The 8,784-nt window shown below is 72.9% G+C and carries 10 protein-coding genes; 6 read left to right on the plus strand and 4 right to left on the minus strand.

Annotation, left to right across the window (positions count from 1 at the left end; genetic code table 11):
- The coding region (locus AC2H6A_RS15425) for a tRNA-dihydrouridine synthase (protein ID WP_484274552.1) at nt 1-445 on the plus strand (445 nt) is incomplete at its 5' end.
- Here AC2H6A_RS15425 and AC2H6A_RS15430 read toward each other — a convergent pair.
- Nucleotides 361-1,389 carry a potassium channel family protein gene (locus tag AC2H6A_RS15430; protein WP_484274553.1) on the minus strand — a complete coding sequence of 343 codons (1,029 nt, stop codon included), beginning with the start codon at nt 1,387-1,389 and terminating at the stop codon, nt 361-363. The genes AC2H6A_RS15425 and AC2H6A_RS15430 overlap by 85 nt on opposite strands.
- 18 nt (nt 1,390-1,407) lie before the next feature.
- On the minus strand, nt 1,408-1,740 hold the full coding sequence (locus AC2H6A_RS15435) for a DUF2069 domain-containing protein (protein WP_484274554.1): 333 nt from the start codon (nt 1,738-1,740) through the stop codon (nt 1,408-1,410).
- Between the two features lie 134 nt (nt 1,741-1,874).
- Between AC2H6A_RS15435 and AC2H6A_RS15440 the strand changes: the two genes are divergently transcribed.
- Entirely contained in the window at nt 1,875-3,134 is a 1,260-nt protein-coding gene (locus AC2H6A_RS15440) for a YihY family inner membrane protein (RefSeq protein WP_484274555.1), read from the plus strand.
- A gap of 3 nt (nt 3,135-3,137) precedes the next feature.
- On the opposite strand, the gene AC2H6A_RS15445 is transcribed toward AC2H6A_RS15440, so the two are convergent.
- Together AC2H6A_RS15445 and AC2H6A_RS15450 are read right to left on the minus strand one after the other, a co-directional pair.
- On the minus strand, nt 3,138-3,941 hold the full coding sequence (locus AC2H6A_RS15445) for an alpha/beta fold hydrolase (protein ID WP_484274556.1): 804 nt from the start codon (nt 3,939-3,941) through the stop codon (nt 3,138-3,140).
- 2 nt (nt 3,942-3,943) lie between these two features.
- On the minus strand, nt 3,944-5,239 hold the full coding sequence (locus AC2H6A_RS15450; RefSeq protein ID WP_484274557.1) for an O-acetylhomoserine aminocarboxypropyltransferase: 1,296 nt from the start codon (nt 5,237-5,239) through the stop codon (nt 3,944-3,946).
- 110 nt (nt 5,240-5,349) lie between these two features.
- Here AC2H6A_RS15450 and AC2H6A_RS15455 point away from each other — a divergent pair, with 110 nt between their 5' ends.
- From AC2H6A_RS15455 to AC2H6A_RS15470, 4 genes are read left to right on the plus strand one after another with little or no spacing between them, the layout of a single operon-like run.
- The gene (locus AC2H6A_RS15455; protein ID WP_484274558.1) at nt 5,350-6,453 is read left to right on the plus strand and encodes a response regulator; all 1,104 of its coding nucleotides are present in this window, start codon (nt 5,350-5,352) and stop codon (nt 6,451-6,453) included.
- Between the two features lie 2 nt (nt 6,454-6,455).
- Nucleotides 6,456-6,881, plus strand: a complete 426-nt coding sequence (locus AC2H6A_RS15460; protein WP_484274559.1) for a response regulator — start codon at nt 6,456-6,458, stop codon at nt 6,879-6,881.
- A 7-nt stretch (nt 6,882-6,888) separates the two neighbouring features.
- Nucleotides 6,889-7,359: a hypothetical protein gene (locus tag AC2H6A_RS15465; protein ID WP_484274560.1), complete on the plus strand. Its 471-nt coding sequence runs from the start codon at nt 6,889-6,891 to the stop codon at nt 7,357-7,359.
- The gene (locus tag AC2H6A_RS15470) at nt 7,356-8,654 is read left to right on the plus strand and encodes a methyl-accepting chemotaxis protein (RefSeq protein WP_484274562.1); all 1,299 of its coding nucleotides are present in this window, start codon (nt 7,356-7,358) and stop codon (nt 8,652-8,654) included. Before AC2H6A_RS15465 ends, AC2H6A_RS15470 begins: the two co-directional genes overlap by 4 nt.
- The last annotated feature ends 130 nt before the right edge of the window (nt 8,655-8,784 follow it).

The following is an 8,784-nucleotide window of genomic DNA, read 5'->3' on the forward strand; positions in this document are numbered from 1 at the left end:
GCTTGGCGCGCCCGGCGGCACCGACGGCCCCGCGCTCGACGGCGTGATGCTGGGGCGCGAGGCCTACGGCAACCCCTGGCTGCTGGCCGGGGTCGATCCGGCCTTCTTTGGCGCGCCGGCGCCGTTGGCCGACCGGCACGCCGCCGCACGCCAGCTCGCCGTCCAGGTGCGTGCCCATGTGGCGGCGGGTGGACGGGTGCGCGAGGTGGTGCGGCACGCCCTGGGCCTGTTCAACGGCCTGCCCGGTGCGCGTCGTTGGCGCCGGACGCTGTCCGACGCGGCCCTGCTGGCCGGCAATGACCCCGGGCTGGTGGAGCGCGCGGCGGCCGAGGTCGTGGCCCCCGGTCACGCCGACGAGGATCAGCTCGCCAGCGTGCGTTCCAGCGCGAGCCGCCCGTCCGCGGTGGCGATGACGATCAGCACATCGCCGGGCACGATCGCCTGATCATCGCTCGGGTTGAATCGCCATCGGCCGGCGTCGCGGATGGCCACCAGCAGCCAGTGCGGCGAGCGGCCAAGCTGGCGCACGCTGAGCGCCGCGCAACCGGAGGGCACCGTCAGCTCCTCCACCTGCAAGGGGCCGTCAGCGCGCAGCAGTTCATCGGCCAGCGAGACCATCTGCGGGCGCAGCATCAGGGCCGCGATCCGTCGGCCACCCGAGAAATCGGGCGAAACGATCTCGTCGGCGCCGGCTCGCAGGGTCTTGGCGACATTGCGCGGATCATGCACCCGGGCGACCACCCGTGCCGCGGGGTTGAGCTGCTTGGCTGACAGGCTGATCACCAGGTTCTTGGCGTCGTCGCCGGTGACGGCGAACACCCCGCGGCAGTGGGCGATGCCGGCGCGCTCGAGCATCTCGTCGTCGGCGGCGTCACCCTCCAGGGTCATGGCGCCGGGGGCGCCATCGCCAAGACGGGCCAGTGCCGCCGGATCGGTGTCGACCGCCACCCAGGTTTGCCGGCCGGTCTGCAGTTCGGCCACCACATGGCCGCCGATGCGGCCGGCGCCGCAGACGATGTAATGGCCGTCGAGTTGCGCGATTCGGGCCTGCATGCGGCGTCTCCGGTAGCTGCTGTTCTGGTTGGTCTCGAGGACGAAGGCCGTGACCGTCGAGAAGAGGAAGGTCATGGTGCCGATGCCCAGCAGCGCGATCAGCATCGTGAACACCCGGCCTGCGGGGCTGGCGCCGAGATCGACCACCTCGGCATAGCCGATCGTGGCCACGGTGATGAAGGTCATGTAGAGCGCATCGATCACCGTGGTGGCCGGCCCGCCGATCAGCAGGTAACCGACCGTGCCGACCGCATGGATCAGCGCGAAGACCAGCAGCGCCGCCAGCGCGCGCCGGGAATGCTCGCTTTCGACGAAGATGGACAGCAGGGTGAGCATGGTCGCCCCGCCCGACGCTCAGTGCGCGGGGCCCGCTGCGAGTCGTCGGGCCCGGGTGTACACCAGGATGGCGCCGAAGGCGGCCAGCGCCAGCACCGCCTCGAGGATGGCCAGCCAGGCCGAGGGCGGGGCATCGCTGGTGGCGCGCACCAGGCCCTCGCAGAGATAGATCAGGATCGCCATGCTCCAGGCCTGGTAGGCCCGCAGCCGACCGGCCCGCAGCGCCGGGATGGCCAGCACCAGGGGCACCGCCTTGAGCGCGAGCAGCGAGCCGCCGGGCCGCAGGGGGGCGAGCCAGAACTCCCAGGCCATCGAGAGCACCGCCAGGGCCGCGAACGCGGCCAGCGTCACGGCGCGCGACAGGCGCAGCGCGCCAGCCTGGGCCGCAGGGGTCGCAGGGACAGACGGGGTCGCAGGGGTCGCAGGCGCTGCGGCAGTCGCGTCGGCGGCGATCGGATCGGTCATGGCCCGTATCATAGCCATGCATGGACCCCCGCCCCCCGATACCAGCCGGACGGCTGCGGCGTTTCGTCGCGCTGGTGGCCGGTCGCGTGGCGCAGCTGCAGCTCACCCAGACCGCGGCCAGCCTCGCGTTCCTGTCGGTGCTGGCGATGGTGCCGGTGTTCAGCATCGCCATCTCGCTGCTCGGGGCCTCGCCGGTGTTCGCGCGGCCGCGTGACGCGCTGCTGCAGTTCCTGTCGGCCACGCTGTTCCTGCCGGGTTTCTCGGAGCTGGTGGTGCGTTACCTCAACCAGTTCGCCTCCAAGGCCGGACAGCTTTCGCTGATCGGCGGTCTGTTCTTCTTCGCCACCGCGTTCACCGCGCTGCTCACCGTCGATCGCACGCTGAACCGGATCTGGCAGGTGCGCCGGCCTCGACCGCTGGCGCGCCGGCTCACCCTCTACTGGACCTTCCTCACCCTGGGGCCGCTGCTGCTGGCGCTCACGCTGCTGGCCAACGGCCTGCTGCTGGCACAGCTGTTCGAGAAAGCCGGCCCGCTGGCGGTGCAGCGGGCCTGGCTGTCGACACTGCCCTGGATCGCCTCGACCATGGTGCTCACGCTGCTCTACCGGCTGGTGCCCAATGCGCCGGTGCGCTGGCGCGATGCGCTGCTCGGCGGCCTCGTCGGCGCGGCGGCGCTCGAGGGCCTGAAGCAGGCGCTGGCCTTCCAGGCCGTCAAGCTGCCCACCTACACCGTGGTGTATGGCGCCTTCGCGGCGCTGCCGCTGATTCTGCTCTGGCTGTTCAGCGTCTGGCTGGCGGTGCTCGCGGCAGCGGTGGTGGTGGCCTGCCTGCCGGCCTGGTCCCACGGTGTGCTGCCGCCCGCGCCGCACGGACCTGCCGCCCGCTATGCCCGCGGGCGCGGTGTGCTGCTGGCGCTGCTGGCGGCGCAGCGGCGAGGCGAGGCCGCGCTGCAGGCCGGCTCGTTGCGCACCCTCTTCGACCAGGATGCCGAGGCTGCCGACGAGACCGCCGCGCTGCTGGCCGGGCTGGGCTATCTGCGGCGACACTGGCTCCTCGGCCGGGATGGCGCTGACGGCGATCCGGCGGCCGACGAGCCCGTCTGGCAGGAGTGGTGGCTGCTCGCGCCGCAGGCCGGTGCGCTCTGTCTGCGCGAGCTGTTCGAGCACTGCTGGCACGGCGACGAGTCCGATCGGGCCGTCTCGGCCGGTGCGCCGGGAGCCAGGGCCCGCCTGCTGGCGCTGGCCGAACTCGACTGCCGACTGGATGCGCTGCCCGGCTGAGACTCAGTCGGGCAGACCGGGCAGGAAGCTGCGCAGGGCGCCGAGCAGGCCTTCGGGCTGCTCGGCCATGATGCTGTGGCCGCAGCGCGGCAGGGTGACGGTGCGGCTGCCCGCCAGCGCCTGCGCAAGAGCGCGGGCTGCCTTCGGCGGGGTCATCTGGTCGGCTTCGCCGAGCACCAGCAGCGCCGGGCAGCGCGCCGCCGCGGCCTGCGCGAGACCCGCGTCATAGGCATTGCAGGCCTGGAAGTCGTTGAGCAGCACGCCCGGGCGCTGTCGCTCCATCAGCCGGCGGGTCTCGTTGAACACGCTGAAGCCCGGGCCGGGATTGCCCGGCCGGTGGGTGACCCCCGAGAACGACCACTGGTTGATCATGTCGAAGGCCTTCGGTTCGTCGTCGCGGGCCGCCTGCAGCAGCGCATCGGAGACCTTCATGGGGAAGGCGGTGCCCACCAGCGCGATGGCCCGCACCGCCGCCGGCGTGGCCCCTGCGGCATGCAGCGCGATCAGCGAGCCCATGCTGTGGCCGACCAGCACCGCGCGCTCAGCGCCGGCCCGGGCATTGGCCCGGGTGACCCAGTCGGCGATTGCGGCGATGCTGGCAAGCGGCGCGCCGGCGCTGCGGCCGTGGCCGGGCAGATCCCAGGCGAGCACACCGTAGCCATGGTGCGCGAGGTAGCGTGACTGCAGGATCCACACGCTGTGATCATGCTGCGCGCCATGGATGAAGCACACCGTGGGCAGGGCCGGGTTGAAGGCCCGGCCGCCGGTGTAGGCGTAGGCCTCGTGGCCGTCGAGCGAGATGCGCATGATCAGCCTTTCTCGGCGGCCCGAAAGGCCCGCTTGAGGTCGGCGATCAGGTCGGCGGGGTCTTCCAGGCCGATGGACACCCGCAGGGTGCCCTCGCCGATGCCGGCGGCTGCCAGCACTGCCGAGTCCATGCGGAAGTGGGTGGTGGAGGCGGGATGGATGACCAGCGAACGGGCGTCGCCCACATTGGCCAGGTGCGAGAACACCTGCAGCGCCTCGACGAAGCGTCGGCCCGCGGCACGATCGCCCTTGAGCTCGAAACTGAACACTGCGCCGGCGCCGCGCGGCAGCAGGCGCTGCGCGAGGGCATGGTCGGGATGCGAGGCCAGGCCCGGGTGCGAGACACGGGTGACCAGGGGATGGGCTTCGAGGAAGCGCGCGACCGCGAGCGCGTTGGCCACATGGCGATCCATGCGCAGCGACAGGGTCTCGATGCCCTGCAGGATCTGGAAGGCGTTCATCGGGCTCATGCAGGCGCCGAAATCGCGCAGGCCCTCGCGCCGCGCGCGCAGCAGGAAGGGCGCCACCGTGGACTCCTCGGCGAAGACCATGCCGTGGAAGCCGGCATAGGGTTCGGTGAGCTCGGGGAAGCGGCCGCTGGCATGCCAGTCGAAGCGGCCGGAGTCGACCAGCAGGCCACCGACCACCGTGCCGTGTCCGCACAGGAACTTGGTGGCGGAATGGCAGATCAGGTCGGCGCCGTGCTCGAAGGGCCGCATCAGCCAGGGGGTTGTGAAGGTGGCGTCGACCAGCAGAGGTACGCCGTGCCCGTGGGCGATGGCCGAGATGGCCGGGATGTCGAGCACATCGAGCCCGGGGTTGCCGAGGGTTTCGCCGAACAGCAGCCGGGTGTTCGGCCGCAGCGCTGCCTGCCAGGCCGCGGGCTCGCGGGGATCAACGAAGGTGGTCTCGATGCCGAAGCGCGCCAGGGTGTAGTGCAGCAGGTTGTGCGAGCCGCCGTAGAGCGCCCGCGAGGCCACGATGTGCGAGCCGGCGCCGGCCAGCGTGGCGATGGCGAGGTGCAGCGCCGCCTGGCCGCTGGCGGTGGCGATCGCGCCCACGCCACCCTCCAGGGCTGCGATGCGTTCCTCGAGCACCGCCACCGTGGGGTTGCTGATGCGCGAGTAGACATGGCCACCCTGCTCCATGTTGAAGAGCGCCGCTGCCTGATCGGAGTCCTTGAAGACGAAGGCGGTGGACAGGTAGATGGGCGTGGCCCGGGCGCCATGGTCGCTGTCGGGCAGGGCGCCGGCATGCAGCGACAGGGTGTCGAAACCGTGATAGTCGCGTTGGCTCATCGGTCGATGCTAGCACGCGTGTCGGGCACCGCCGGCGTGTGCTTGGGAATCCGGCCGCGGCCGGCGACAATGGCGACTGCGCCCGCGAATCCGACCGTTTCCCACGCCTGATGCAAGACAAGCCCCAGTTCCGGGTCGGCACCGCCGGCCTCGATCCGCGCGACTGCCGGCTGATCGAGATCGTCTTCCGGCACAGCCAGTACAACCGGTTCCTCTATCGGCTGGTGGCCACGCCGCAGCCCGACGGGCTCGACCTGCTCATCATCGGCGCGGCCGATCCAGCCGGACAGCACACCCTGGCGCAGCTGCGGGCCGGCGGCAGGCGCTTGCCGGCGGTGGCCGTGGTGCCCCGGGGCGCGCCGGTGCCCCCGCCGCCGCTCGTGGCCATCGCGCTCGATCGCCTCACCTTGCAGCTGCTGCCGGTGCTCAACCGGCTGGTCGAGACCGAAGGGCTTGCATCGCCCCGTCAGGCCTCGGCTGACGCTGCCGCTCCGGCCACGCGCTCGGGCCCGGCGGCGGGGGCGGCGGGGGCGGCGGGCGCGGCCCCGGCGGGCGCGGCCCCGGCGGGCGCAGCCGGGTCGGCTGCCGCTTCCATGGGCGCCGCGGGTGCTGCCTCACCGCTGCCAGGCGCGGCGGGCGCGCCCTCCAACCTCGTGGCCTTCCCGATCAACGCGGTCGATCCGCCGATCTCGCAGCGGCTGCGGGTGCTGGTGGTCGATGACAGCCCCACCGTGCGCCGCCAGCTCACCGTGGCCTTCGACCGCATGGGCATCGTCAGCGAGGTGGTCGATTCGGCGGCGGCTGCGCTCGAGAAGCTTCGCGAGCAGCACTTCGACCTCGCCCTGCTCGATGTGGTCATGCCCGACATGGATGGCTACCGACTCACACGCGAGATCCGGCGCAACCGCACCTGGCGGCAGATGCCGGTGATCATCCTCACCAGCCGCTCCTCGCCCTTCGATCTTGCCCGCGGTGCGCTGGCCGGTTGCGACACCTACCTCACCAAGCCGGTGCCGTACCGCGCCCTCGAGGCGGCGGTCATCAAGCAGCTGCGCCGCTCCCTGGCCATCGACGATCTCACCGGGCTGATGCGCACAGGCTCCCATCCGGTGGCGCCGGGTGCGCCGGCGGCGGGCGCGGCAGCGGCCCCCCCCGCGGCAGCGCCAGCCGTCGCGCCGGCGTCTGGCGTGCTGTCGCGCCTCTTCCGGCGCTGAGCATGCCCGCCGGCCATCCCGACCAGCCCGCCGCGGCGCCGCGCACCCACCGCGCGCTGGTGGTCGACGATGTCGCCCACGACCGCCGCCGCATGCTGGCCATCCTCGAGCGGGCCGGCTGGCGGGTGCGCACTGCCCGCGACGGGCTTGCCGCGATCGAGGCGGCGCGCCGCCACCGCCCGGACATCATCCTGCTCGATATCGTCATGCCCGGCATGGACGGCTTCGAGGCCTGCCGGCGTCTGGCCGCTGACCCGCGCACCCGCGCCATCCCGGTGGTGTTCGTCTCATCCAAGGCCGAGCGGGCCGACCATCTCTGGGCCCGCATGCAGGGCGGGCGCGATCTGGTCGCCAAGCCCTTCACCGCCGAGGGCCTGCTGGCGGCGGTGAGCCGGCACGCGCCCGCCGTCGGCGGCGCGCAGGCCTGAGCCCGCCATGGCCGACGCCGCCTTTGCCGGACCGCTGTTCGGTGCCCGCATCGGCGGGGTGTCGGTGGTGCTGCCCTCGGGCCTGCCGCTGGTCTACCTTGCCGATGTGCTCGTCCACCCGCTGGCGGGCGCCGCGCCCAGGGTCTGCGGCCTGATGCAGATGCAGGGCCTGCCGCTGGTGGTGCTCGACCCCGCCGGTGCGCCTTCGCCGCCGGTCGCGCGCCGGATGGCCGTGCTGGTGGTGGGCGAGCCGGGGGAGGGCGCGGCATTGCGGGTCGAGGAGCCGCCGTCGCCGATCGCGGTCGCCGAGCCGCGGCCGCAGGCCATCCGTCCCGACTGTGTGTTCGCCGCCGCGCTCGAGCGGCCGGTGGCCGACGCGCTCGACCCGGACCGGACCTGGTGGCATGTCGTGCCCGCGCGGCTGTTCGGGCTGCTTGCCACCGCGGCCGAGACGGGAGCCGACGGATGGCCGACATGACCGGATCCGGCCAGGACTCCCGGTTGCCGGTGCGCCGGCGCTGGCTGCCGGTCGCGGCGCTGCTCGGTCCGCTGGTCTGCCTGCTCGTTGGTGTGTGGCTGCGGGCCGGCATGGCGCGGCCGGTGCCTCGCGAGTTCGATGCCCTGCTGCTGGTGCTGGCCCTGGCCGCGGCGGTGGCGGTGGCGGTCCTGCTCGGCCTGTGGCTGTCGCGCCCTGTCGAGTCGCGTGACGATGACCCGGCGCCCGTCGCTGGCGCCCCGGCGGGCGCGCCGGGGCGGGCCGGCGGCGAACTCGAGGATCTGAACGATTCCGTCATCGAGATCATGCAGGCGGTGGGCACCATCGCCACCTCCAAGGACCTGACCATCCGGGTGCCGATCACCGAGAACGTCACCGGAGCGATCGCCGACGCGCTCAACCTGCTCACCGAGGAGACCCGTCGGGTGCTGCTCAACGTGCGCTCGGTGTCGCGGCTGGTGGCCGAGACCACGCTCGCGGTCAAGGGCCAGTCCGACAGCGCGGGCAAGGCCGCCGCACGCGAACAGCGCGAGGTGGCGATGGCCGCGCAGGAGCTGGCCGCCGCGGCCGCTGCGCTCGACACCATCGCCGCGCGCTCGCTCGCCGGCAATCAGGCGGCGGAGCGCGCGGTGCAGGCCACCGAGCAGGCCATGGCGGCGGTTGCCGAGACCGCCAGCGGCGTGGGCCGTACCCGCGAACTCATCCGAGAGACCGAGAAGCGCATCAAGCGGCTGGGCGAGCGCTCCCAGGAGATCGGCCAGGTGGTGGGCATCATCCAGGGCATCGCCGAACGCACCGGCATCCTGGCGCTCAATGCCTCGATGCACGCCGCCGCTGCCGGCGAGGCGGGCCGCAGCTTCGCGGTGGTGGCCGACGAGGTCCGACGCCTGTCGGAGTCGGCGCGCGAGTCCACGCTGCAGATCGGCCGACTCGTCAACGCGATCCGCACCGAGACCCACGACACGGTCATCGCCATGAACCATGCGATCGCCCAGGTGGTCGAGATCAGCCAGCTGGCCGAGGCCTCAGGCCGCGAGATGGGCCGCAGCCAGGCGCAGACCGGTGCGCTCGCCGCCGATGTCCGCGACATCGCCCGCACCGCGCAGGAGCAGGCCCGGGCGGGCGCCGCGCTGCAGGAGCGGGCCCGCATCATCCAGGAAGCCAGCGCCGAGACCGCCCGTCAACTCTCGCTGCAGGCGGCCGAGACCCGTCGGCTGGTCGACAGCGCCCGCGCGCTGCTCGACGAGGTCGGCGTGTTCCGCCTCGGGGACAGCTGAGCCCATGGCCGACCGCAGTCCAGGCGCCGGGGCCTTCGAGCGGCTGAACCAGGCCGCCGCTGCGCTGCTCGATCCGCTGGTCGATCCCCGGCTGGCCGAGCAGCCGGTGCTGCAGGCGCGCCGGCTGGGC

It is taken from the genome of Quisquiliibacterium sp., from assembly GCF_982640115.1.

What these genes read in the sequence shown, in the direction of transcription:
- AC2H6A_RS15430 (WP_484274553.1), bottom strand. Translation starts at nt 1,389, where the DNA reads ATGCTCACCCTGCTGTCCATCTTCGTCGAAAGCGAGCATTCCCGGCGC.
- AC2H6A_RS15440 (WP_484274555.1), top strand. Translation starts at nt 1,875, where the DNA reads ATGGACCCCCGCCCCCCGATACCAGCCGGACGGCTGCGGCGTTTCGTC.
- AC2H6A_RS15445 (WP_484274556.1), bottom strand. Translation starts at nt 3,941, where the DNA reads ATGCGCATCTCGCTCGACGGCCACGAGGCCTACGCCTACACCGGCGGC.
- AC2H6A_RS15450 (WP_484274557.1), bottom strand. Translation starts at nt 5,239, where the DNA reads ATGAGCCAACGCGACTATCACGGTTTCGACACCCTGTCGCTGCATGCC.
- AC2H6A_RS15455 (WP_484274558.1), top strand. Translation starts at nt 5,350, where the DNA reads ATGCAAGACAAGCCCCAGTTCCGGGTCGGCACCGCCGGCCTCGATCCG.
- AC2H6A_RS15460 (WP_484274559.1), top strand. Translation starts at nt 6,456, where the DNA reads ATGCCCGCCGGCCATCCCGACCAGCCCGCCGCGGCGCCGCGCACCCAC.
- AC2H6A_RS15465 (WP_484274560.1), top strand. Translation starts at nt 6,889, where the DNA reads ATGGCCGACGCCGCCTTTGCCGGACCGCTGTTCGGTGCCCGCATCGGC.
- AC2H6A_RS15470 (WP_484274562.1), top strand. Translation starts at nt 7,356, where the DNA reads ATGACCGGATCCGGCCAGGACTCCCGGTTGCCGGTGCGCCGGCGCTGG.